Source organism: Geomonas sp. (assembly GCF_035254065.1).
Classification (GTDB): domain Bacteria; phylum Desulfobacterota; class Desulfuromonadia; order Geobacterales; family Geobacteraceae; genus Geomonas.
Window position 1 is genome coordinate 1 of record NZ_DATFBA010000183.1, and the last position, 23871, is coordinate 23871.

Consider the following 23871-nt stretch of genomic DNA (forward strand, 5'->3'; position numbering starts at 1 on the left):
CGAAGTCCTTCTCGAGCATGCTCAGGATCGCAGCCTCGTCCTGTTCCTCGTCGATCGCCTTGCCGATCGCCTCGATGACCTCCTCGGTCTTGGCATCCGGTGTGCCGCCGAACTCCTGGCGCGCAAGACCGTCGGGGTTACCACCCAGAAGGATGTCGGTACCGCGGCCCGCCATGTTGGTGGCGATGGTGACCATCCCCTTGCGGCCTGCCTGGGCGACGATCTCCGCCTCCTTCTCGTGCTGCTTCGCGTTGAGTACGAAGTGCGGGATCGCTTCGCGCTTCAAAAGCTCGGAGAGCTGCTCGGACTTCTCGATGGAGATGGTGCCGACCAGGATCGGCTGTCCCTTCTCGTGCAGCTCCTTGATCTCGGCGATGACCGCGTTGAACTTCTCGCGCTCGGTCTTGTAGATGACGTCCGGGAAGTCCGGGCGCAACAGCGGACGGTTGGTCGGGATGACCACCACGTCCAGCTTGTAGATCTTGTGGAACTCCTCCGCCTCGGTGTCGGCGGTACCGGTCATGCCGGAGAGCTTGTCGTACATCCTGAAGTAGTTCTGGAAGGTAATGGTGGCAAGGGTCTGATTCTCGTTCTCAATCTTGACCCCTTCCTTGGCCTCGATGGCCTGGTGCAGGCCGTCGGACCAGCGGCGGCCGGGCATCAGGCGACCGGTGAACTCGTCGACGATGCAGACCTCGCCGTCCTTCACCACGTAGTCAACGTCGCGCTTGAAGAGGGCGTGGGCGCGCAGGGCCTGCTGGGTGTGGTGCAGGATCTCCATGTTGCGCGGGTCGTAGAGGTTCTCGACCTTGAGGAGCTTCTCGACCTTCAGGACCCCTTCCTCGGTAAGGGTGGCCTGCTTGGACTTCTCGTCGACCGTGTAGTCGCCGGTGTAGGTCTTGCGCTTGCCGGAGAGGGTGTTGGCCGCGACCTCAATCACCTCGCCCTTCTTGAGCATGGGGATGATGCGGTCGATGATGTAGTACTTGTCGGTGGAGTCCTCAGTGGGGCCGGAGATGATGAGCGGGGTCCTCGCCTCGTCGATCAGGATGGAGTCGACCTCGTCGACCACCGCGAAGTTGAAGGGGCGCTGCACGTAGTCGGCCAGGTCGAACTTCATGTTGTCGCGCAGGTAGTCGAAGCCGAACTCGTTGTTGGTGCCGTAGGTGATGTCGGCGGCGTAGGCCTCGCGGCGCTCGTCGTCGTCCAGGCCGTGCACGATCACGCCGACCGAGAGCCCCAGGAACTTGTGGATGCGCCCCATCCAGTCGGAGTCGCGGCGGGCCAGGTAGTCGTTGACGGTGACCACGTGGACACCCTTGCCGCTGATGCCGTTCAGGTAGGAGGGGAGCGTGGCGACCAGGGTCTTGCCTTCACCGGTCTTCATCTCGGCGATCTTGCCGGAGTGCAGCACCATGCCGCCGATCAGCTGCACGTCGAAGTGGCGCATGCCGAGCACGCGCTTGCCCGCCTCGCGGCAGACGGCGAAGGCTTCCGGCAGGAGGGAATCCAGGCTCTCGCCGCGCCCGTAACGTTCTTTGAATTCAGAGGTCTTGCCCCGGAGCGCATCGTCCGAGAGCTTCACCATCTCGCTTTCCAGCTGATTTATCCGTGCAACAACGGGCCACATGCGCTTGAGTTCCCGCTCGTTCTTACTCCCGACGAATTTCTTGATGATCGCGTCGAACATGCTCTTGGATTCTCCTTGCATCTGCATAAAGGGATGTAAAAACAGGGTAAGGTACCATATATATAAGAACGTCTCAACAGAAAAGGCGCCGCAGGGGGGCGGCGAGCCGTGCGGGGAGGCGATTTCCGGCGGTGCGTCCTTGCATTCGGCGGATGCTCTCCTATATAATGCACGGTTGTCCGATCCTGCCCCTTCCCCCTCGCGGGGAGGAGCAGCGGTGAGGGAGCAGTTGCCGGTGGCGGCGGCCCCCTCACCTGCCCTTCGGGCACCCTCTCCCCTGAAGGGGCGAGGGATGACACCAACTAACCGGAGTAACCTTGCCAGCTACCACGCACTTTGACGAAGCCCTTCTGGAGAGCCACCTGCCGGTGGACGTACGCACCCCACTCGAATTCGAAGAGGACCACCTACCCGGCGCCATCAACGTGCCGCTGCTCAGCAACGAGGAGCGGGTTGAGATCGGCACCCTCTACAAGCAGCAGGGGCCGCACCTCGCCAGGCAGCGCGGATTGGAGCTGACCGCGCACCGCTTCCCGGAGATGGTAAGCACCATCGCCTCCCAGGTCAAGGGGAGGCCTGCGCTGGTTTACTGCTGGCGGGGGGGCCTGCGCAGCAAGACGGTGACCTCGATCCTTGATTTGACCGGGCATCCGGCGGTGCAGCTGATAGGGGGCTACAAGGCCTTCCGCGGCGTGGTTTCCGACTACTTCACCCCCTTTTCGCCGAAGGTGCCGCTCATCGTCTTGCACGGCATGACCGGCATCGGCAAGACCACCCTGCTCGCCCGTCTCAAGGAGCGGGGCTGCTCGGTGCTCGATCTGGAGGGACTCGCCTGCCACCGCGGCTCGGCCTTCGGGCAGCTCGGCCTCCAGCAGACGCTCACCCAGAAGCGCTTCGAGACCCTTTTATGGGACGAGATCAGGAAGGCGCCCCAAGGGATGCCGCTCATCCTGGAGGGAGAGAGCGAGCGGATCGGCCGGGTCTCGCTGCCGGGCGATTTCTACCAGAAGATGGCGGCCGGCGTCAGGGTCTGGTGCTTCGCGTCGATCGAGACCCGGGTGAGGAGGCTCATCGAGGAATACGGCCTTCCCGAGTACAAGGAGGAGATGGGGGCTGCGCTGCAGCGGATCAGGAAGAAGCTGGGCGGGAAGAAGTGCGAGGAGCTGGAAGGACACCTCGAGCGCTGGGAGATGGAACCCTTCATGACCGGGCTGATCTGCGACTACTACGACAAGGTCTACTACAAGAACCGGGAGTGGGTGGCCGATTTCGACCTGTCCATGGAGGACTTCGATGCCGCCGCGGACGAACTGATCGCGCGGGTGAAGGCGCTGCCGTAACTCCTCCCTGCCCCCATCAGACTGCCCCTCCTCCCGAAGGGGGGAGGCTTGGTGGGGGGAGCACTGCCCCGAAACACAAAGCTGCATCGGAGGGGACACCTCGGTTCCCCCTCCCAACCCTCCCCCCTCGGGAGAGGGGACTGTCGGACAGGGGAGCAGAGGGGACTGTCGGACACGAGAGCAGAGGGGTCTGCCGGAGATGCGAGCGCGGAGGAAGGAACGCTTGCCATGCAGGTGCAAAGCGATCAGGCAACTCCCTGCCCTTCTGAGAGCCGCCGCACCCGGTATTTCTTGATCAGCTCCACCGGGCGGTAGGAGAGCTTGGCCTGCCTGAGCGAAGCCACCCCGAGGTCCTGCTCGCGGTTGAGATAGCGGCAACCGGTGAAGAGCAGCCGGCTGAACTCCCGGTCCAGCAACTGGTAGAGCCCCTCCAGGAAGAAGTCCGCCTTCTCGAAGTGGCAGACCGCGGTTTCCCGGTTCAGACACTCCCCCAGCGCGAACCCTTTCACCACCCCTTCCACCAGGACCACCACCCCCGAAAGCCCCAGCTCCTCATGCAGCCTGAGTGCCTCCGCGGCGCCGGCCGCCTCCCCTTCCACCGATTTGGGCCCCATCGCCGTCTTGACCCGGCGCCACTCTTCCAAAAGCGCCAGCGAGCCTTCCAGGTGCCTGGGCTCAAAGAGCTGCACCTCGTAGCGATGCCTCACCATGAAGTAGTTCACCCGGTTCTTCTTACGGTGATACTCCTGCCCGTTCAGGGTCGCCATCTCTTCCTTGACATGCAGGTAGTCGAAGTTGTCCCGGTCCTCGACCACCTCCAAATCCTCCCGGCCCGACAGGCTCCCCAATAATAGATTGTCGGCGTAGAGGGTGAGCCCTTGGTCGAGCAGCTCACCGGCCGCCCGGGCCGCATCGCCGCTGAAGGGAGGAAGAAAATAGGCCGAGCCGTCATAGCCTCGGGCAAGCGCCACCACTGCATCCCCCACCAGGGAAAGGCGGTAGTCGTGAACTTTGCGGAACAGGTAGAGGTTGGCGAAGGTAAGCTCGGAGATGCGCGGCTGGAGTTGTTCGAAGAGGCCGTCCAGCAGCGGCTTGTCCTCCAGCTGGATCGGCCTCGACAGCGGGTAGTGCGGGATGTTCATGAGTCGGCTCCATTTCAGACTATGCTCAGTATACCATGCGCCCCTGGCCGGCCGGGAAAGGCCGCCGGCAGGCCGGGGCCTCCAATTTTTCGCATAAATGCAAAAAAGTCTACCCTTATCTTACCGTATACGCTAATATCGCGCGAAAACGGTGTCACGGACATTACCTCCAACGGCAACGGGAGCCGCAGCCGGTTGCCCCGGGCAGCCACGCGGGCCCGCCCGTACAGAGCACAAAACGCCTTCTCACTCATATGTTCAATTTCATCAACAACCTGAAGCTGCGCTGGAAGATGGTGGTCCTGGTGTTGCCGCTGGTAATCCTCCCCATCTTCATCGTGGGGGGGGTGATCGGTTACATCTCCACCCAGCAGGCCTACCGCGGCATCACCCAGACCTCCAAGGACGACCTGGAGCACATGGCCTCCTACACGGTCGACCTTTTGAACTCCCATTATCAGCAGTTCCAGGTCTACAAGGAGGACAAGGAGAGGAGCTTCAACAACGACCTGGCCACCCTCACCGAGCTCGCCTACAACGTGGTGAAGACCCAGCAGCGCCAGGTGGCGAAGGGGCGTATCGATCTGGCCGCCGCGCAGCGGGAGGCACACAACGCCCTGGCCAAGGTCAACGTCGGCAAGAGCGGCTACATCTACGCCATGACCAGCAAGGGGGAGCTGAAGGTCCACGTCGCCCAGGAAGGGGCCAACGTCTTCAACTCCAAGGACGAGACCGGACGCTACTTCATCCGCGAGATGTGCGAAAAGGCGGTCCGCTCCAAGCCGGGCGAGGTGCTCTACATCGTCTATCCCTGGAAGAACGCCGCCCTGGGGGACAAGATGCTCCGCAAGAAGGTGGTGGCCTACCGCTACTTCAGGGAGTGGGACTGGATCATCGCCGCCGGCGGCTACCTGGAGGAGACCTACGACGACGTCGACTTCGAACGCCGCTCCTTCGCCGCCCTCAAGGAGAAGATCAAAAGCAAGAAGGTCGGCAAGACCGGCTACGTGTTCTGCCTGGATGGCGCCGGCAACTTCATGATCCATCCCACCGGCGAGGGGAAGAACTTCTACGACGCCACCGACAGCAGCGGGCAGCACTTCATCAAGGAGATGTGCGAGCAGAAGAGCGGCTGGATCCGCTACCCCTGGATGAACGCCGGCGACAAGAAGCCGCGCATGAAGATCGTCCGCTACGAGTACTTCAAGCCCTGGAACTGGATCGTGGCGGCAGGCTCCTACGAGGACGAGTTCTACGAGGAGGCCAACGCCATCAAGGGGCGCATCATGGAAAGCATGGTGGTGCTCACCATCCTGGTCTCGGTGGGCGCGGTGCTGCTGGTCTTCGTGGCCTCCAGGGTGATGACCGACCCCATCGACCGGATGATGCGGGTGATCAGGAAGGTCAAGCAGGGGCGCCTGGACGAGCGGATCGCGGTGGAGAGCAACGACGAGCTGGGCGAACTGGCGGTGGCCTTCAACCGGATGACCCAGATCATCAAGCACAACAAGGAGCTGGAGGCGAACTTGGCCCAGCAGGGGAAGATGGCCTCGCTGGGGGTGCTCTCCTCGGGGGTGGCCCACGAGATCAACAACCCGCTGGGGGTCATCCTCGGCTACGCCGCCTACATCGAGGGGAAGCTCGACCCCGACGACCCCAATTACCGGTACATCCACGAGATCAAGCGGGAGAGCAAGCGCTGCAAGAAGATCGTCCAGGACCTCCTCTCCTACGCGCGGACCCCGCAGCCGGTCCTGGAGCAGACCAACATCAACGAGCTTCTGGGGCAGATCGTCGACTTCGCGGCCAACCACACCGACATGCACCACGTGACCGTGCAGAAGGAGTTCGACCTCTCGCTCCCCGAGATCATGGTGGACGGCGACCAGCTGCGCCAGGTGGCCATCAACCTGATCCTCAACGCCGGCGCCGCCATGCAGAAAGGGGGGAGGCTTTTGGTCTCCACCGGGGCGGACGGAGAGGGGAACGTGAGCCTGAAGTTCAGCGACAACGGCGCGGGTATCGCCGACGAGCACCTGGAGAGGATCTTCGAGCCGTTCTTCACCACCAAGGTGAAGGGGACCGGTCTGGGCCTTGCCATCACCCGGCAGATCGTGGAGCAGCACCACGGCAAGATCTGCATCGAGAGCGAGATGGGGGTGGGGACCACGGTCGAGGTCCTGCTGCCGGTGAACAGGGACCAGTACATCTGATATTTCCGGCCGGCTCACGGCCGTTATGAGGTGACGCGAAGGTGACCCAAGCCAAGAAGAGGATCATGCTGGTCGACAACGAGGAGGGGCTTTGCCGGATGATGGAGGCGGTCCTCTCCGACAACGGCTACGCGGTAACCGCCTACATCAGGTCCTTCGAGGCCGCCGAGGCCTTCCAGGCCGGGCAGTACGACCTGCTGGTGACCGACATCAAGATGCCGGGGATGGACGGGCTCGAGCTTCTGCAGAAGGTCAAGCAGAAGGACCCCTCCATACCGGTCATCATGGTGACCGCCTACGCCACCGTGGAGATGTCCATCCAGGCCCTCAGGAAGGGGGCCTACGACATGCTGACCAAGCCGTTCGAGCCGGAGGAGCTCCTCTACCGGGTCAAGAACGCCCTGCAGCACACCCGGCTGATCGAGGAAAACCGGGAACTTCGGGAGGAGCTGGTCGGTCGCTTCCAGTTCGACAACATCATCGGCGCCTCCTCCTCGCTTAAGGAAGTCCTCGAGAAGGTGGAGAAGCTTGCCGTCAGGGACACCTCGGTGCTGATCACCGGGGAGTCGGGTACCGGCAAGGAGCTGATCGCGCAGGCCGTCCACTACAACTCCCCCAGGAAGGAGAAGAAGTTCGTCGCCATCAACTGCGGCGCGCTCCCCGCCTCGCTGCTGGAGAGCGAGCTGTTCGGCTACAAGAAGGGGGCCTTCACCGGAGCGACCGAGAACCGGCGCGGCCTGCTGGAGACCGCCGACGGGGGCACCCTCTTCCTGGACGAGGCCGGCAACCTGCCGATGGAGGTCCAGAAGACGCTGCTCCGCTTCCTCCAGGAGCAGGAGTTCAACCGGATCGGCGACCCCACCCCCACCAAGGTGGACGTGCGGATCATCTCCGCCACCAACGCGGACATGAAGACGGTGGTGAAAAGCGGCGAGTTCCGCGAGGACCTCTACTACCGGCTGAACGTGGTGAACATCCACCTGCCGCCTCTTAGGGAAAGAAAGGACGACATTCCGCTCTTGGCCGCCCACTTCATCCGGCTGCAGAACGACAAGTTCGGCACCCACATCAAGGGGCTTTCCCACGACGCCCTGGAAGCCGCCATGGAGTTCGCCTGGCCCGGCAACATCCGGCAGCTCAGGAACGTGATCGAGGCCTGCATCGCCCTGGAGAACAACGACTACATCACGCTCCCGGTGCTCTCCCAGTTCATCGAAGTGAGCGCCCCCGAGCAGACCGAGGGTGAGTCCCTGGGCGAGGAAGGGGATTACAACAAGGCGCTGATGAAGTTCGAGACCGAGTACCTCAGGGGACTGCTTCGGAAGAACCAGGGGAACGTGGAGGCGGCCGCCAAGGAGGCCGGCACCAACATGGCCACCATCTACCGGAAGATCAAGAAGTACGGTATCAGGAAGGACGAGTACAACGCGTAAAACGGTGAGTGGGGTGTAAACGGACACCCCACTCCCACATCCGCCCCCCTCCGCTGTTCCAAATCGCCTCACCTCCCCTGCCGTCGTTGCTATTTGCACCGCTGCAAAACAGTTTTTCCCCTTTGCACATCTGCAAAAACGTGTCTCCACACTTGGCCGCATTCGCCAAACCACCGTAATCATTACTAATTCATGGCAGACTGCCTGACGGAGCGCCGGATCCGTCCGCTTCCCGTCGAAATAGAACGGATTAACATCATTTGCGTTTGTGCAAATGCATCAGCCAAGATGACGCAAACGTAAACGTTATCACTGGAGGTAAGTACACGAAATCACGACATCTTGTTGAAGGCATCGAGGAAGGGGAGATTTGGTACGGTGGTTGCTTGTAGAGAGGCAGTCACCCTTTTTGGTTCGCCAACTCTACAACAGTATATTTGAGGCTTTGATGCAGCAAAATACTTTGTGCCCGTTTTACGGCAAGAACGATGATTACTGCGACGTCGGCTGCGATTACATCTCACCACATGACGTGAACCAGATCATCAGGTTTTGCAGCTGCCGCTACAGGGAATGCCTGAAGTACCGGGAGCTTTCGGACCGATTCCCGATCGACCTGCTCGATCAGAATCTCTGTGCGGTCTGAACGAAGAGCGACTTGTTTCAATCTGTCCGGTTCGGGACGCTGAACCGAGCATTTTATTGAAGGAAGGAGAAGGCGATGAGCGAGAGAGAACTGGAGCTGCTTTCTAGAATCGAGGAGCTGGAGCGGCACACCTGGCGTAACAGTGCCATCCTGCGCGCAGTGGCCATGGTTGCCTTTACCGCCATGATCGGCATCGTGATCGCGTCCGGCGTGGTAGGTGGCGGCCGCGGCAGCCACTGGTCCGGCCCCGCCTGGAACACCATGTGGCTGTACGGCCTGTTCGCCGCCAACGCCGTGTCGATGTTCTGGACCACTCACAAGGATTAGGAAATGAACGCGACAGCCGCCAGGGCTGGCGCACACAGGCCGGGAGGACAGTAAGATGCCGATGAAAATATCAAACGCAATACTCTTACTGGTCGTCGTGGTCATCTGCGCGACCTTCTCGCTGCGGGTCTTCCAGGGCCTGGACGAGATGATGGGAGATCAGTACTGGGTCGTCGACACCACCCAGGGCGATCACGGCTGGTACGCCATGGGGCTGCTTCCCTGTGTGAAGAAGGTGCCCAAGGACCTGGTGAAGTCGGTCAACGCCGATCCGGCCGCCAAAGAGAAGTACATCATCTACGCCCAGGCGGGGGACTTCGCCGGCAACTCGGTGTACGGCATCTGCCTGGGGATCCCGCTCATCATGTACCTGATCTGGTTCGCCTTCATCCTGGGCTTCCCCGACCGGATCGATCCCTACCTGCTACCACGCAGGATCTTCACCCTGACGGTGATCGCCATGTGCTCCATCATCGTCAACCTCTTCCTGATGCGGATCGCCGCCGATTTCTCCCGCGACCCCATGTCCCGGATCGCCAACGTGGCCGGCAACCACGCCTCGCTCCTGTTCCATAACGCAGGGATCTGGTTCGCCATCCTCTTCTCGGCGCTCGGCACCCCCAATCACAGCGCCCGGGAGACCGCGGCACCCGACAGCCGCAACTGGCAGACCCAGGCCAACGAGAAGTTCAACTGGATGTTCGTGCTGCTCTTCGCCGTCACCGTGCTGGAGGTGGCCCTGGTGAAGAACAAGCTGGCCCTTCCCGATGCGGCGGTCGACTACTCGGTCTGGCTGATCCTGGTCGTCATCTTCATGAGGATGTACGGGTTCTCCCCCAAATACTGGGTCAAGCGCGGACGGGGGATCGGCATCATGTTCGCCGGCACCCTCTTCACCCTGCCGGTCTTCTACCTCCTGGAGAGGGCCACCGGCACCCTGGGCGCCGGCTTCGCCTCCCCCATCCTTTCCAGCACAATGGGTCCGGAGAACGCCAACATCGGACTTTCGCTGATGATCTCCATCTATCTCATCTTCTGGATGGAGTTCTCCGCAGCCATCAGGATGAACGGGCCCAAGAGATCGTTGAGATACTAAAAGTTGCTACTGAATAAGGTTCGCGCTAGATGCTGAAGGAGAAGGGGTGCCCACAGGGCGCTCCTTTCTTCATTTATTATCATCCCACATTGCACCATCAATAAAACATTGGATTACCGGCTTAATACAGTGTAACTACTGCGTCACTCCCTCATTAAATTTACAGCCTACATCGTTTTCACGAGTTGCTTTACCCACTCTCAGTGACTCGACCATATACTATTCGCCTGATTCTCTCCCATTCCAAGCATCACTCTTTGAAGCCCATACAGCCACCCTCCTAATACCAATAATGTCCTGATTTAATACCATTACCACACCCTATCGCCGGTTCCAGATAGCACCTGATTTACCCCTATGGACCCGCAGAGAGTGTCGCTGAATATTTTATGAGGTCAGTGCGACACTGTTTTGGCGGAAGGGGTCTTCGGGTGACAACAGGGTCACCTGCGCCGGCATCCACCAGGGGCGCGCACAAACTAAAAAAAATTTTACACCCCCATTTTTGGTCACTTGCCCGTATTTTCACAGCATTAGCGCAGACCACAGCATGATTTTTTTTTCGACAGGGGTGTTGCATGATTTAAAACATCGTTTATTTTTATTGTATGTTTACAAACGTTGTGATAAAAGTGTTTCCACGTATACGGAATAGCGAGACGCCGATCTACCGGAAACTGCCATCAGGCCCCGAGGCGATTCCGGACGAAACATAAAGGAATCGCCAAGTTGCAAGTGGACCACCATCAGCAAAACAGCTTAATAAAACGGCTTCACGATATGGACTGAGGGTTGCAGACAAAAAATAACAGAGATTACGAAAGGAGGAGTTATCGGAACCTAACCCAGGGGGCGGGACGCCGTCACCACCACAGCGCATCTTACCAAGAAAGGAGTGACTACCATGGCAGAAAAAAAGTACGACTGGTCGGCAATCGCAAAGAATCCTAAATTTGTCGAGTTACACCACAAGAAGACCGCCTTCCTCTTTGGGTGGTGGATCTTCTCCTGCGTGTACTACTTCCTGCTCCCGATCGGGGCAGCCTACACGCCGGGGATCTTTAAAGTGAAGATCCTGGGGGCCATCAACTTCGGCTACATCTTCGCGCTCTCCCAGTTCTTCGTCTCCTGGGGCATCGCACTGTACTACTCCCACGTCGCCAACAAGGATTTCGACAGGCTGACCAGGGAGTTGATCGACGAATTACATCTTTAGTAAAGGAGGAACGACATGACCATGAAGAAATTACTCATTGCCGCTACGATGGCCCTCACCTTTGCCGGGGCCGCCTTTGCTGAAGAGCCCTCCAAAGCAACCCCGGCCGCAGCCCCCGCCGTGAGCGCACCGGCAGCCCAGGGCGCACCGGCAGCCGCTGCTCCCGCAGCTGGCGCAGTGCAGAAGTCGGATGTCGCGGCCCCGGCCGCTCCGGCCAAGCCCGCCGAGAAGAAGGCGGAGCTGAAGACCAACAAGGCCATCACCCTCACCCTCTTCGGCATCATCATCGCCATCACCATGGGCGTGGTCGTCTGGGCCGCCTCCAAAACCAAGACCGCTGCCGACTTCTACGCGGCGGGCGGCGGCATCACCGGCACCCAGAACGGCTGGGCCATCGCCGGCGACTACATGTCGGCTGCCTCCTTCCTCGGTATTTCCGGCCTGATCTCGCTGTACGGCTATGACGGGTTCATGTACTCCGTCGGCTGGCTGGTCGCCTACATCACGGTGCTCCTGATCGTGGCGGAGCCCTGCCGCAACGCGGGCAAGTACACCCTGGGGGACATCCTCTCCTTCCGTACCTCGCCCAAGCCGGTGCGCGCCTTCGCCGCCATCTCCACCGTAGCGGTCTCCACCTTCTACCTCACCGCCCAGATGGTCGGTGCAGGCAAGCTGATGGCCCTCTTGATCGGCATCCCCTACAAGACCTCCATCATCGGCGTCGGCGTCCTCATGGTCGGCTACGTCGTGTTCGGCGGCATGACCGCCACCACCTGGGTACAGATCATCAAGGCCGGCCTGCTCATGTCTGGCGCCTTCCTGCTCTCCATCATGGTCATGGCTAAAGCTGGCTTCAACCCGATCGGCTTCTTCGACATCATCGTCAGCAGCCCGGACATCCAGGACCATGTCTCCAAGATGGTCCTCAAAGACGGCGTGGTACTTGCCGGTATGGACGCAGGCCAGCGCTTCCTTGAGCCGGGCCTCTACATGAAGAACCCGCTTGACCAGATCTCGCTGGGTATGGCCCTCGTGTTCGGTACCGCCGGCATGCCGCACATCCTGATGCGCTTCTTCACCGTGCCGACCGCCCAGGCCGCCCGTAAGTCCGTCATCATCGCCATGTTCATCATCGGCGGCTTCTACGTCCTGACCACCCTGCTCGGCTTCGGCGCAGCCATCAACCTGACCCCGCAGTCCATCAAGGCTGTGGACGCCGGCGGCAACATGGCAACCCTGATGCTGGCCCAGAAACTTGGTGCCGACGTTGCTCCGATCCTGGGCGACCTGTTCCTCGCCTTCCTGTGCGCAGTCGCTTTCGCCACCATCCTCGCCGTGGTCTCCGGCCTGGTGCTGGCGGCCTCCGCAGCCATCGCCCACGACATCTACGTTAACGTGATCAAGGACGGCCACGCCGACCAGCACGAGCAGGTCTTCGCAGCCCGCGTCACCTCCTTCATCGTCGGCGCTTGCGGCATCATCATCGGTATCGCAGCCGAGAAGCAGAACGTCGCCCACCTGGTGGCTCTGGCCTTCGCGGTCGCCTCCTCCGGCAACCTGCCGGTCGTCGTCCTCTCCCTCTTCTGGAGGAAGTTCAACACCGCCGGCGTCATCTCCGGCCTGGTGGTCGGCACCATCGCCTCCATCGCCCTGGTGATGGTCTCCCCCAACATGACCTACCCGAAAGTGGTCGCCGAAGGCGCCAAGAAGGTGGTCGTGGCCCTGGAGAAGAAGCAGGCTGCCCTGCCTCCGGGTGCCACCTTGGACGCCAAGGACGCCAAGGCACTGGCCAAGGCTCGTGAAGACGCACAGCAGACCGGCACCTCGATGATGGGCCTCGACAAGCCGCTGTTCACCCTGAAGAACCCCGGCATCATCTCCATCCCGCTGGGCTTCATGGCCGCCATCCTGGGCGCCCTCGCCTTCCCGAACCGTCGTTCGGAAGAGATGTTCGACGAAGTCTACGTCCGTCAGAACACCGGTATAGGTATCGCCAAGGCAGTCGACCACTAGGATCCACACCTGCAACAGAAGAAATGGGGAAGGGAAACCTTCCCCATTTTTTTTGCCCCGCCAGCTTCCCCACAAACCGTTTTACAAAACGTAATTTTTCTGTAGAATCAGATGCCACGGCTAATTATCATTCATTGGAGCAGCCATGCCGCACCAGCTCTACCCACCCGAGATCAGCGACGCCGAACTCCTGCAGGAGTTGATGGGGCGGGTGCACGGCTACCTTCCGCTGTTGGACCTGGGTGAGATCTCCGAGCTCTTGCGGGCGCTCAAGAAGGAAGCGAGGGAGGAACTCGAGGATCTCTCCTCCTTCACGGTGAAGCAGCAGCAGCTCCTCTCCACCATCGCCACCGCCGACTGCCACACACTGCTCAAGATCCACGAACAGCTGAACGCCATCGAGATGGAGCGCTTCCTGCGCTTTTACTCGGTGCCCGCCCTGCACGAGAGCTGCACCGCCTACCGTGACGCCCTGGCTGGCCGGGCGCTGGAGATCGCGGTTGAGGAGATGGGCACCCCCCCGCCGCTCCCCTTCGCGCTGATCAGCATGGGGAGTGACGGACGCGAGGAGCAGACGCTCATCACCGACCAGGACTACCTGATCGTCTACGGCGACGGCGGCAGCGAAAAGGACGACGACTACTTCCGCCACTTCTCCGAGACCCTGGTGGAGCGGCTGGCCGAGATCGGCTTCAAGAAGTGCACCGGCGAGATCATGCCCTCCTTCGACAAGTGGCGCGGTTCGCTCGCCAGCTGGCAGCGCCGGCTGCTCTCCATCGTGCGCTACGAGTGCGAGGACATCGGCAAGAACGTGATGGACCTGATCGTGATCTCCGACGCCCGCTACGTGGCCGGGGACCGTGAACTCGCGGAGGAGCTGATCAGCCGGATCAGGGGACTTGAGCAGGATAACTTCCAGGCGCTCTGGGGGATGGCCAAGGCGGCTACCGAGATGAGGCTCGCGCTCGGTTTCCTGAAGAAGATCTGGACCGAGGGGAGCGGCGAGCACAAGGGCGAGTTCAACCTGAAGCTGCTGGCCTGGGCGCCGCTGGTGATGAACGTGCGCATCCTGGCCATCAACCAGGGGATCCCGGCCACCTCCACGGTGCGGAGGATCGAACTTCTGGAGAAGGAGCGGAGCTTCTCCGGCAACACGGCCAGAGGGCTCATCGAGGCCTACCGGATCCTGACCAAGCACCGCATCCTCCTGCAGATCAAGGTGATAAAGGGGATCCAGGACGACGCCTACCATCTCAACCCTTACTCGCTCCCCAGCGACGAGCGGGAAAGGATCCGGCACGCCCTGCTCTTGGTCGAGGACCTGCAGAAGATCATCCACACCAACTTCTCCATCATGTGAGGCGCCATGAGCCAACCAAACGATCGCTACCGGGTCAACCTGTTCCGCCCCAAGAGCGGCCACATGCGGGACGAGGTGATCATCATCTTCGCCATCCTGTTCGGCTGGGCCATCTGCACCTTCGGCTTCCAGATCCTGTTGGCGCTCTGCCAGGGGAGCGGCGCGGGGAGCCTGTTGACCCGGCTCACCCTGTTCGGGCTGCCGCTGCACTTCTGGTTCACCGGGCAGTTCCTGCCGCTTTGGTTCATCGTCCTCTGCGTGCTCTTCAACCTCTACATCGACCGGATCACCGAGTTTCACAGCCGCAGGAGAGACCGTACCTATGAATGACGCCACCTGGTCGATCTTCGCCGCCCTGTTGGTGCTGCTCTCCTTCATCGTGGTGGGGCTGCGCCAGAAATCGCGCGAGAGCGTCGAGTACGGCTTCGGCGGGAGCTTCACCGGCAGGATCGGTGGGGGAGCCGCCATCGCCAGCAACTGGATGAGCGCCGCCAGCCTGATGGGGCTTGCCGGCCTCATCTACCTGCAGGGGTACCGGGCCCTCGCCTACGTGATCGGCTGGACCGGCGGTTACGTGCTGCTGCTGGTGCTGCTGGCGGGCCAGCTGCGCCGTTTCGGCAAGTTCACCGCCCCCGACTTCGTGGGGGAGCGCTACGGCTCCTCGGCGGCCCGGCTGATCGCCGCGGTGATCTCCATCGCCATCTCGGTCATCTACTGCGTGGCCCAGTTCAAGGGGATCGGCCTGATCTTCTCCTTCATGCTGGGGCTCGACTACCGGCACGGGGTGGTGTACGGCGCGCTGGCGGTGGTCTCCTACCTGGTGATGTCCGGCCTGCTCGGGGTGCCCAGGAACCAGCAGCTGCAGTACTTCGTGATCAGCGTCTCCTTCATCCTGCCGCTCATGTGGCTCGCCCGCCGCCTGGGCTACTTCTGGATCCTGCCGCAGTTCGGCTACGGCGAGGCGATGGGCGAGCTCGCGCAACGGTTCAGCATCGACCTCGCCTCCCCCTTCCAGCACGGCTCACTCTTCTCCTGGTGCGCGCTCTGCTTCACGCTGATGGTGGGGACCGCCGGGCTCCCCCACGTGCTGTCGCGCTTCTACACGGTCCCCAACATCAGGGAGGCCCGCTGGAGCGTGGTCTGGGGGCTCTTCTTCATCGCGCTGATCTACTGGTCGGCGCCCGCCTACGCCGTGTTCGGCAGGCTGTTGGACGCGCATAACGGGCAGCTGGCGCCCATCCCCGCCATGGCCGACCTGGTCACCCTGAAGACCCTGGTGAGCGCCGACATCCCCGGCTGGCTGGTGGGGATCCTGGCCGCCGGCACCCTGTGCGCGGCCTTCTTCACGGTGGCGGGGCTCCTGATGACCGGCGCGGCCTCCATCTCCTACGACATCTTCTACAGCATCATCAACCCGCGGGCGAGCGAATCGACCAGGATGCAGGTCGCCAAGGGGGGGACCCTGGCGCTGGCCGCCATCGTGCTCCTGATCGCCATCAACCCGCCCGGGTTGATCGCCGAGATCACCGCCGTCGCCTTCGCCCTGGCCGGCAACACCATCTTTCCGCTGTTCCTGTTGGGGATCTGGTGGGACCGGGCCAACCGGTACGGTGCGATCGCCGGGATGCTGACCGGGGTGCTCTGCACCTTCGCCGGTCCCCTTTTGGGCGGGGTATGTCCGCAGGTGGCCGCGCTCTTCCCCATCACCTCCTCCGCCCTGGTGGGCGCCCCGCTGGTGATCGTGGTGATGATCGTGGTCTCGCTTTTCACCCCCGCGCCGCCCGAGGAGCTGCGCCGCTTCCTGGAGCAGGAGGTGCACGGGCACCTTGATTAGCGGGAGGTTGGTGGACGAGGTGGACGAGTTGGACGGCGTGGACAACGTGAACGACTAGGACGTGGGGAGCTGAATCATGCCGATGCTGTTGGGGTCGAAGGGGAAGGATATCCTGCAATGGCGGGCGAGCGCCGAGCTGGTTGCGGAGCTCGAGAAGCGCCTTGTCGGCAAGTGGGGACGCAGTTCGGCCAAGGAGGCGGAGGCGCTGCTTCGCCAGTTCATCGAGGGGCTGGACCACGAGCTGGAGTACGAAAACGACCTGCAGCGTGAAATCTCGGCACTGGAGGAGGGGATCGACGAGATAACCTCGCCGGAGCTGCTCCCCACCCTGTTGGCCCGTCACCGCGAGGTGGTCTCCGCCCATTTCCGCCGACGGCAGTCGGTGCTTGCGCTCTGCGGCATCTGCAACTCCCTCCATGACCGCGCCGTCTCCAAGGTGGCGGCCCTGGCCGGTGAACGGATGCAGCAACTCGGCCAGGGGAACCCTCCGCTCCACGCGCTGATCGTGTGCGGCGACCGCGGCCGCGGCGAGCAGACCCTGGAGAGCGTCAACCGCTACCTCCTCCTGCACGAGGAAGAGAAGTCCCGTTCCATCATGTTCAGCCGCCAGCTCTCCACCTCGCTGAAAGAGGCGGGTCTTCTGGCGGGGGACCACCTGTTCTGGCACGGCACCCTCTCGAACTGGCGGGCCCTAGTGGCGGGTGACGCCGGCGGCGACGAGAAGGAGGGCGCCTCGCCGCTGGGGAACGGATCACCCCTCGTGCCGGAGCTGGAATGGCGACTGGAGGCGATGACCGATCTGCATCAGGTCACCGGAGACGCCGGGCTCGCCTCGGCGGCCCTTTCCTCGGCAGCCCGCACGGTGCTGGAAGAGAAGAACCGCGGGCATTTCCTGCAGCTCGCCCGCCGCGTCATCGCCCTGCCGCTCGCCCTCGGCAGGTTCGGCAGGTGGCGGCTTGAGAAGGACGGCGAACATCGCGGGGAGATGGATCTGCAATTGCTGGGGATCGACCCGCTGGTGATGACCGTCCGCGTGCTGGCCGTGCAGGCAGGGGTGGTGGCGCCCGGGACGGTTGCCAGGATACAGTCCCTTCTGGAAAAGGGGTTCCTGACGGTGGAGCTCTCCGAGCGGCTGCTCAAGGCCTACCAGTGCCTGATGCAGACGCGGATACTGAGCGAGATCAAAACCGAGCAGCCGGGGAGCTGGGTGAACTCTGAGGAGCTGGATATGGAGCAGGACGAGCGCTTGCGGGTCTCGCTGGACACGGTGCTCAACCTGCAGAAGATCGCCTATCAAAGAATGGTCGGAATGGGATAGAACCGATGCGGATTTCCATGTCGGCAGGGACACTGTTCATCTTCCCGCTCGAAAAGGTCCTGGCCATGGCGGCCGAGGTCGGTTTCGACGGGGTGGAGCTCGTGATCAATCGCGAGTTCCAGAAGGTGAACGCGCGCCGACTGGTCAAGGAGTTGGCCCAGACCCTCCCGATCCTCTCCATCCACGCACCGTTCATGGCCATCGACGGCTGGGGGAACCAGATCGACTCCCTGAAGAGGTGCGTCGAGATCGCCGTTGACTGCGGTGTGCCGCTGATCAACTTCCACCCCCCCTCCTGGCTGGGGGGCGAGATCGGCTACTGGCGCTGGCTGTATCGGATCAACGATTTTCAGAAGGAGATCGGCGGGGACCAGGTGGCGCTCACCCTGGAGAACATGCCCTGGACGGGGAAGTACAAGATCAACGGCTACATCCTGGCGGAAACCGGCAAGCTGATCGACTTCCTGCAGGAGAGAAATCTCTATCTCACCTTCGACTGCACCCACATGGGATCGGGGCGAGCCAACTTCATCAACGACTTCTACCTCTGCTACAACTCCGGACGGATCAGGAACATCCACTTCTCCGACTACGGCCACGGGCGCCAGCACCTTCTGCCCGGGCACGGCATCCTGCCGCTCACCCGCTTCCTGAACCACCTCAGGAACACCGCCTACAACGAGACGCTCACCCTCGAGCTCTCCCCCCATGAATTTCCCAAGGATGAGCAGATCATCATCCAGAGCCTCAAAGAGATCCTCGGCTACCTGCGGCGGGAGACCGCCAAGCCCGACCACGCCGAGCCCCCCGAGCCGCACCAGACCGCGGTTTAAATCATCCTCTCACCACATACACCGAGCACTTGGCGTCCTTGACCACCTTGTGCGACACGCTCCCCAGGAACTTCCGCTTCAAGAATCCCTTCCCGGTGCTGCCGATCACGATCACGTCGATCTCCTCCTTCTGCGCAAAGCGGAGCAGTTCCTCGGCCGGTTCGCCGTACGCCACCGCGGTCTCCAGCAGCACCCCCATCTCCGCGGCGTTCTTCTCGATAACGAAGAAGATCCGTTCCTTCAGTTCCGCCCACTTGTCCTGCTCGGTGATCGGCTTGGCGGGGACGAAGTCGGTGAAGGTGTTGCGCGGGGCGTTGGGGAGCACCAGCAGGCCGTAGACCTTGCTCTTGAACTGGCTCGGGTTGCCGGCGGCGAGCCTGACCGCCTCCTCGGCTGCCTTGTCCGACAGGGGAGAGCCGTCAATGGCCACCAGGATCTTCTTGCGCAGGTTCAGCATCGATTCCTCCGAAGGAGAATTGCTATCTGGAAAGGATGCCCAACTATAATTCATTGCTGAATCTTTTTCAAATAACTATTTCAAAGCCAATTAGTTGCAGTTTTCATCTGAATCAAAAGGAAAGGCTTCCGGCTCTCAGCACCGGGGATTTGACAGTTCGAGTGAGCGAAGACACAATTAATAGTAAGGGATGGCGGTCAATAACAGTGTGCGCTGGGAGTTGTGACATCACAGGAAGGCAGGTCGGGGGGCAGCCATGATCGTCGGCATACTTAAGGAGATTAAAGCGGGGGAAAACCGGGTCTCCATGACACCGGCCGGGGTCGAAGTCATGTCAGCCAAGGGGCACACGGTCCTGGTGGAGTCGCTGGCGGGAGCGGGGAGCGGCTTCAGTGACGAGGCGTACCAGAACCACGGGGCGGAGATAGTCGCCACCGCCGCCGAGATCTACCAGCGGGCGCAGATGGTGATGCACGTGAAGGAACCGCAGCCCTCCGAGTACGAGCTGATCCGGGAGGGGCAGGTGGTCTTCACCTACTTCCACTTCGCCGCCTCCAAGGAACTCACCTTGGCCATGCTGCAGGCCGGGGCCGTCGCCATCGCCTACGAGACCATCACCGACGCGGACAACACGCTGCCGCTTCTGACGCCGATGAGCGAGGTGGCCGGGCGCATGGCGGCCCAGGAGGGGGCCAAGTATTCGGAACGGTCCCAGGGGGGGCGCGGCATCCTGTTGGGTGGCGTGCCGGGGGTGCAGCCGGCTACTGTGCTGGTCCTGGGGGGCGGGGTGGTCGGCACCCACGCAGCCCAGATGGCCTGCGGGCTGGGAGCCAAGGTGTACCTGCTGGAGGCGAACCTCAACCGGCTGCGCCACCTGGCGGAGGTGATGCCCAAGAACTGCTTCCCGCTGATCTCCTCCCCCGCCACCATCAGGGAGCTGATCAGGGAGGCCGACGTGGTGATCGGCGCCGTGCTGGTGCGCGGCTCGCGGGCACCCAAGCTGGTCACCCGCCAGATGCTGAAGAGCATGAAGAAAGGGGCCGTGCTGGTGGACGTGGCAATCGACCAGGGGGGCTGTTTCGAGACCTCGCGCCCGACCACCCACCAGGCCCCCACCTTCGAGGTGGACGGCATCCTCCACTACTGCGTGACCAACATGCCGGGTGCTGTGCCGCTCACCTCCACGGTGGCGCTCACCAATGCCACCCTCCCCTACGCGGCCGCCCTGGCCGCCGAGGACTGGCGCGAGGTGATCCGCAAGCACGCGGGGATCAGGGCGGGGGTGAACGTGGCGCTCGGCAAGGTGACCTTCCAGGGGGTGGCGGATGCCTTCGGCCTGGAATACACGCCGGTGGAGAGGTTCGTGAAGCCGGTGCCGTGACCGGTCGGACAGTGCGCGCAAAAAAAGGCGGCCCGTGCAAGGCCGCCTTTTTTACTGTCATCTCTTCCCCCATCCCATCGCTTCTCTGCCCCCATCCCCTCACCCCTTTAGGGGAGAGGGTGGCCGAAGGCCGGGTGAGGGTTGCCTCGACTTTCCGAGAAGCCCCGCCTCACCCCTGCCCCCGCCTTCGCCAAGGCTACGGCGGGCAAGCCTCTCCCCCCAGCGGGCGAGGGGTATTCTGGTTGTCCAGCACCTCCAGCATCTCCTGGTGGATGGCGCCATTGGAGGCGACGATGCGGTGGTCGTAGATGGAATACGGCAGGCCGGCGTAGTTGGTGACTTCCCCCCCCGCCTCGGTTACCAGCAGGGAACCGGCGGCCACGTCCCATGGCTTCAGTTTGCACTCCCAGTAGCCGTCCAGCCGGCCGGCCGCCACGTAGGCGAGATCGAGGGCGGCGGCGCCGGCGCGGCGCACCCCCCGGCACTCCAGGTGGAATTTGATGAAGTTTTGGAAATTGTTCTCGTTGTCGCGGGCGCGGTCATAGGGGAAACCGGTGGCGAGCAGGCTGCGGCGCAGCGGCTCCCGTTCGGAGACCCGGATCGGGTTGCCGTTCAGGAAGGCCCCCTCCCCCTTCACCGCCGTGAACAGCTCGTCCATCATGGGGTGGTAGATGACGCCGAGCAGCACCTTGTCCTTATGCTCCAGGGCGATGGAGACGCAGAACCAGGGGAAGCCGTGAGCGTAGTTGGTGGTGCCGTCCAGGGGATCGATGATCCACTTGAAGGGGACCTTGCCTATCTCGTAGGCATTCTCCTCGGCGAGGAAACTGTGATCGGGAAAGGCCCCCTTGAGTCTCTCCACGATCAGTTCCTCGCAACGCCGGTCCACCTCGGTCACCAAGTCGAAGGTCCCCTTGTAGGAGATCTCCTTCTCGCTCCAAAGGCGCTCCTTCTGCAGCTCGCCCGCCGCCTTGGCAGCGGCGGTGGCGGCAGTCAGGTATGACCCGACCTCGATGGCCTCCTCAGTGGACATCCTTGAGGTCCCCTCCCCCCGCCACAGCGACGCTCTCCAGAAGCTCACGCAGCTGCTCCAGCAGCGTGAAGTGGATCTCGTCCTCCTCGGCGATCTTCTGGAACAGCTCCCTCTCCCAGCCGTGCGAAGCCTCGCGAGCCAGCTCTCCGCAGGCCCGGGCGGAGGCCGCCTCGAAATCCATGGCGGCGATGAACGAGTGCAGGTCGCCGCGGAATCCCGACAGCGCCTTATCCTTCATCGACAGGCGACGGAGGATACGGCGGGCACCGTCGAGGGTGGAGGAGTGGGCGAGGTCGACCCTGCCGCCGGTCTCCAGGGCGTGCAGGGCGTCAGCGTGGCGCTTTTCGTCCTCCGACAGCATGGTGAAGATATCGTTGAGGTCGGCGATACCGGCCTCGGCGCCGAAACGCTCGTACTGCCCCTTCCAGTCCCCTTCCTTGCGGAGCACAACATCGCTGAATAATGTCATAAACCCTCCACCTTTTTCTTTTGTTGGACTGGAAAACAGTACCAGAAAAGCGAGAGATTTCAAAAAAATATAGGGAGACGACAGCGGTGGTAACTTGTAAGGTTCAGAGGTAACAGAAATGACTGACACAGGGACGGCAGTGACAGTGTCTCGCCGGGTCAAAGACAATTGCAAATGGTCTCTGAGAGTGGGGAAGAGATGGGAGGAGGGTGGAACCGGAAGGGTCAGCTGGCTCTTTCAAAGGCGGGCGGCATCGGGTCGGACGGAAGCTCCCCCCCTTGGATGATCGGGTACAAAAAAAGGGGGGATCCGTCGATCCCCCCCTTTAGTGACTACCATGGCAGGTCGTCTAGTTGTAAGCGTGCTCCGAGTGCAGGGTTTCGTCCAGGCCGATGATCTCGTCCTCTTTCTCGACCCTGAGACCGATGGTCTTGTTGATCACGAAGGCGATCACCAGGGTGACCACGAAGGCGTAGAGACCGGCAGCACCCACCGCGACCAGCTGGGTCACGAACTGCTTCATGTTGCCCGAGAGCAGGCCGGTGGCGCCCACGGTGGCGAAGACGCCGGTCATCAGGGCGCCGGTGGAGCCGCCCAGGGCGTGCACGCCGAGGACGTCGAGGGAGTCGTCGTACTTGAACTTGGCCTTGGCCATGACGCCCAGGTAGCAGATGACGCCGGCCAAAAGGCCCATGATGATGGAGGTGCCCGGCTCGACGAAACCGGCTGCCGGGGTGATCACGACCAGGCCGGCGACCACGCCGGAACCGAAGCCGAGGGCGGAGGGCTTGCCGCCGTGGATCCACTCGGCGATCATCCAGGAGAGGCCGGCAGCGGCCGGGGCCAGGGTGGTGGTGGTGAAGGCCAGGGCGGCCAGGCCGCCAGCGGCGTCAGAGCAGTTGGGGCCGACGATGGCGGAACCGGCGTTGAAGCCGAACCAGCCGAACCAGAGGAGGCCGACGCCGAGCAGGGTGAAGGGGAGGTTGTGGGGGGCCATCCGCTCGGTCGGGAAGCCGTGACGCTTGCCGAGGAAGAGCAGAGCTGCCAGGGCGGAGATACCGGAGGAGAGGTGGACGACGGTGCCGCCTGCGAAGTCAAGGGCGCCCATCTTGAAGAGCCAGCCGTCGCTCATCCAGACCCAGTGAGCCAGCGGATCATAGACCAGGGTGGTCCAGAGCAGCACGAACACGCACCAGGCGGAGAACTTGAGACGCTCGGCCAGGGTACCGGAGATCAGGGCGACGGTGATGATGGCGAACATCGCCTGGTACATGGCGAACACATACTCGGGAATGGCGCCCGGCTCGGTGGGGACGTTCTGGAAGAGCGCGTAGATGGGGGTGCCGTCCTTGCCGAAGGAGATCAGGCCGTGCAACATGAACTTGCTGAAGTCGCCCAGCAGGCCGTGCCCGAGGTCAGGGCCGAAGGCGAGCGAGTAGCCGACCACCGCCCACTGTACGCCGACGATGCCCATGGCCACGAAGGAGTGCATCATGGTGGAGAGGACGTTCTTGCTCCTGACCATGCCGCCGTAGAAGAAGGCGAGACCGGGGGTCATCAGGAGGACCAGGGCCGCACAGACCAGCATCCAGGCGGTGTCGCCGGTGTTGAGCACCGGGGCGACGTTCTTGGCGGCCGGTGCGGCAGCGGTAGCCGCGGTGGCAGCGGCAGGAGCGGCGGCTGCGGGGGCAGCGGCAGCCGCCGGCGCGCTCACGGCTGCGGGGGCGCTGGGGGCGGCCTTATCTTCGGCCTGCGCCGCCATGGGCAGCGCGAACAGGCTGACGACCAGCGCCAGCTTGGCAAGTGTGGAAACTACTTTGCCGCTGGAAGCGACACTCCTAACCTCGCTGAGGATACCTCTTCGTACCATGATGACTCTCCATTGATTCGTTCTTTAGGATGTGAAAAAGATCGCTTGAAAAATTATATGGCTTCGTCGCCCTTCTCGCCGGTCCTGATCCTGACCGCCTCGTCCAAAGGCATGATGAAGATCTTGCCGTCGCCGATCCGGCCAGTCTTGGCCGTTTCCTCTATGGCGACGACCACCTTGCCCACCAGGTCGTCGGTCAC

At 62.3% G+C, this 23871-nt stretch carries 21 protein-coding genes; 14 read left to right on the top strand and 7 right to left on the bottom strand.

The features are described 5' to 3' along the window. On the bottom strand, positions 1 to 1690 hold a 1690-nt coding region (gene secA / locus VJ604_RS08865), incomplete at its 3' end, for a preprotein translocase subunit SecA (protein WP_324081680.1). 317 nt (positions 1691 to 2007) lie between these two features. On the opposite strand from secA, the gene mnmH reads away from it, so the two are divergent. Then, on the top strand, positions 2008 to 3030 hold the full coding sequence (gene mnmH / locus VJ604_RS08870; RefSeq protein WP_324081681.1) for a tRNA 2-selenouridine(34) synthase MnmH: 1023 nt from the start codon (positions 2008 to 2010) through the stop codon (positions 3028 to 3030). A gap of 245 nt (positions 3031 to 3275) precedes the next feature. On the opposite strand, the gene VJ604_RS08875 is transcribed toward mnmH, so the two are convergent. After that, a complete protein-coding gene (locus VJ604_RS08875) occupies positions 3276 to 4172 on the bottom strand; it encodes a DUF2156 domain-containing protein (RefSeq protein WP_324081683.1) in 897 nt (298 codons plus the stop codon). Between the two features lie 254 nt (positions 4173 to 4426). Here VJ604_RS08875 and VJ604_RS08880 point away from each other — a divergent pair, with 254 nt between their 5' ends. The 12 genes from VJ604_RS08880 (at position 4427) to VJ604_RS08935 (ending at position 18461) form a co-directional block, all read left to right on the top strand. After that, entirely contained in the window at positions 4427 to 6385 is a 1959-nt protein-coding gene (locus tag VJ604_RS08880; RefSeq protein WP_324081685.1) for a cache domain-containing protein, read from the top strand. Between the two features lie 65 nt (positions 6386 to 6450). After that, complete coding sequence (locus VJ604_RS08885; RefSeq protein WP_324081714.1) at positions 6451 to 7818, top strand: sigma-54-dependent transcriptional regulator; 1368 nt, start codon at positions 6451 to 6453, stop codon at positions 7816 to 7818. 448 nt (positions 7819 to 8266) lie between these two features. Further along, positions 8267 to 8464, top strand: coding sequence for a hypothetical protein (locus VJ604_RS08890; protein WP_324081687.1), 198 nt, complete (start codon positions 8267 to 8269; stop codon positions 8462 to 8464). 75 nt (positions 8465 to 8539) lie between these two features. Further along, on the top strand, positions 8540 to 8791 hold the full coding sequence (locus VJ604_RS08895; RefSeq protein WP_324081689.1) for a hypothetical protein: 252 nt from the start codon (positions 8540 to 8542) through the stop codon (positions 8789 to 8791). A 55-nt stretch (positions 8792 to 8846) separates the two neighbouring features. Next, positions 8847 to 9887: a hypothetical protein gene (locus tag VJ604_RS08900; RefSeq protein WP_324081691.1), complete on the top strand. Its 1041-nt coding sequence runs from the start codon at positions 8847 to 8849 to the stop codon at positions 9885 to 9887. Between the two features lie 904 nt (positions 9888 to 10791). Then, entirely contained in the window at positions 10792 to 11103 is a 312-nt protein-coding gene (locus VJ604_RS08905; protein ID WP_324081693.1) for a DUF485 domain-containing protein, read from the top strand. A 21-nt stretch (positions 11104 to 11124) separates the two neighbouring features. After that, positions 11125 to 13116: a solute symporter family protein gene (locus VJ604_RS08910; RefSeq protein ID WP_324081716.1), complete on the top strand. Its 1992-nt coding sequence runs from the start codon at positions 11125 to 11127 to the stop codon at positions 13114 to 13116. Between the two features lie 145 nt (positions 13117 to 13261). Next, the gene (locus VJ604_RS08915) at positions 13262 to 14476 is read left to right on the top strand and encodes a DUF294 nucleotidyltransferase-like domain-containing protein (protein WP_324081695.1); all 1215 of its coding nucleotides are present in this window, start codon (positions 13262 to 13264) and stop codon (positions 14474 to 14476) included. A 6-nt stretch (positions 14477 to 14482) separates the two neighbouring features. Further along, positions 14483 to 14806, top strand: coding sequence for a DUF4212 domain-containing protein (locus VJ604_RS08920; RefSeq protein ID WP_324081698.1), 324 nt, complete (start codon positions 14483 to 14485; stop codon positions 14804 to 14806). After that, entirely contained in the window at positions 14799 to 16310 is a 1512-nt protein-coding gene (locus VJ604_RS08925; protein ID WP_324081700.1) for a VC_2705 family sodium/solute symporter, read from the top strand. Before VJ604_RS08920 ends, VJ604_RS08925 begins: the two co-directional genes overlap by 8 nt. Before the next feature lie 76 nt (positions 16311 to 16386). Beyond that, positions 16387 to 17628 (top strand): putative nucleotidyltransferase substrate binding domain-containing protein, encoded by a 1242-nt coding sequence (locus VJ604_RS08930; RefSeq protein WP_324081702.1) that lies wholly within the window; start codon positions 16387 to 16389, stop codon positions 17626 to 17628. Between the two features lie 5 nt (positions 17629 to 17633). Then, entirely contained in the window at positions 17634 to 18461 is an 828-nt protein-coding gene (locus tag VJ604_RS08935; RefSeq protein WP_324081704.1) for a sugar phosphate isomerase/epimerase family protein, read from the top strand. A 1-nt stretch (position 18462) separates the two neighbouring features. Here VJ604_RS08935 and VJ604_RS08940 read toward each other — a convergent pair whose 3' ends face one another. Continuing rightward, positions 18463 to 18918, bottom strand: a complete 456-nt coding sequence (locus VJ604_RS08940) for a universal stress protein (RefSeq protein WP_324081705.1) — start codon at positions 18916 to 18918, stop codon at positions 18463 to 18465. Between the two features lie 256 nt (positions 18919 to 19174). Between VJ604_RS08940 and ald the strand changes: the two genes are divergently transcribed. Then, complete coding sequence (ald, locus tag VJ604_RS08945) at positions 19175 to 20299, top strand: alanine dehydrogenase (protein ID WP_324081707.1); 1125 nt, start codon at positions 19175 to 19177, stop codon at positions 20297 to 20299. A 196-nt stretch (positions 20300 to 20495) separates the two neighbouring features. Here ald and VJ604_RS08950 read toward each other — a convergent pair whose 3' ends face one another. The 4 genes from VJ604_RS08950 to VJ604_RS08965 form a co-directional block, all read right to left on the bottom strand. Beyond that, positions 20496 to 21332: an inositol monophosphatase family protein gene (locus VJ604_RS08950; RefSeq protein ID WP_324081709.1), complete on the bottom strand. Its 837-nt coding sequence runs from the start codon at positions 21330 to 21332 to the stop codon at positions 20496 to 20498. Then, entirely contained in the window at positions 21322 to 21801 is a 480-nt protein-coding gene (locus VJ604_RS08955) for a ferritin family protein (RefSeq protein WP_324081712.1), read from the bottom strand. The genes VJ604_RS08950 and VJ604_RS08955 overlap by 11 nt, the downstream gene beginning before the upstream one ends. A gap of 349 nt (positions 21802 to 22150) precedes the next feature. Next, positions 22151 to 23671: an ammonium transporter gene (locus VJ604_RS08960; protein WP_518517907.1), complete on the bottom strand. Its 1521-nt coding sequence runs from the start codon at positions 23669 to 23671 to the stop codon at positions 22151 to 22153. Positions 23672 to 23724: 53 nt separating this feature from the next. After that, on the bottom strand, positions 23725 to 23871 hold a 147-nt coding region (locus tag VJ604_RS08965), incomplete at its 5' end, for a P-II family nitrogen regulator (RefSeq protein ID WP_324081720.1).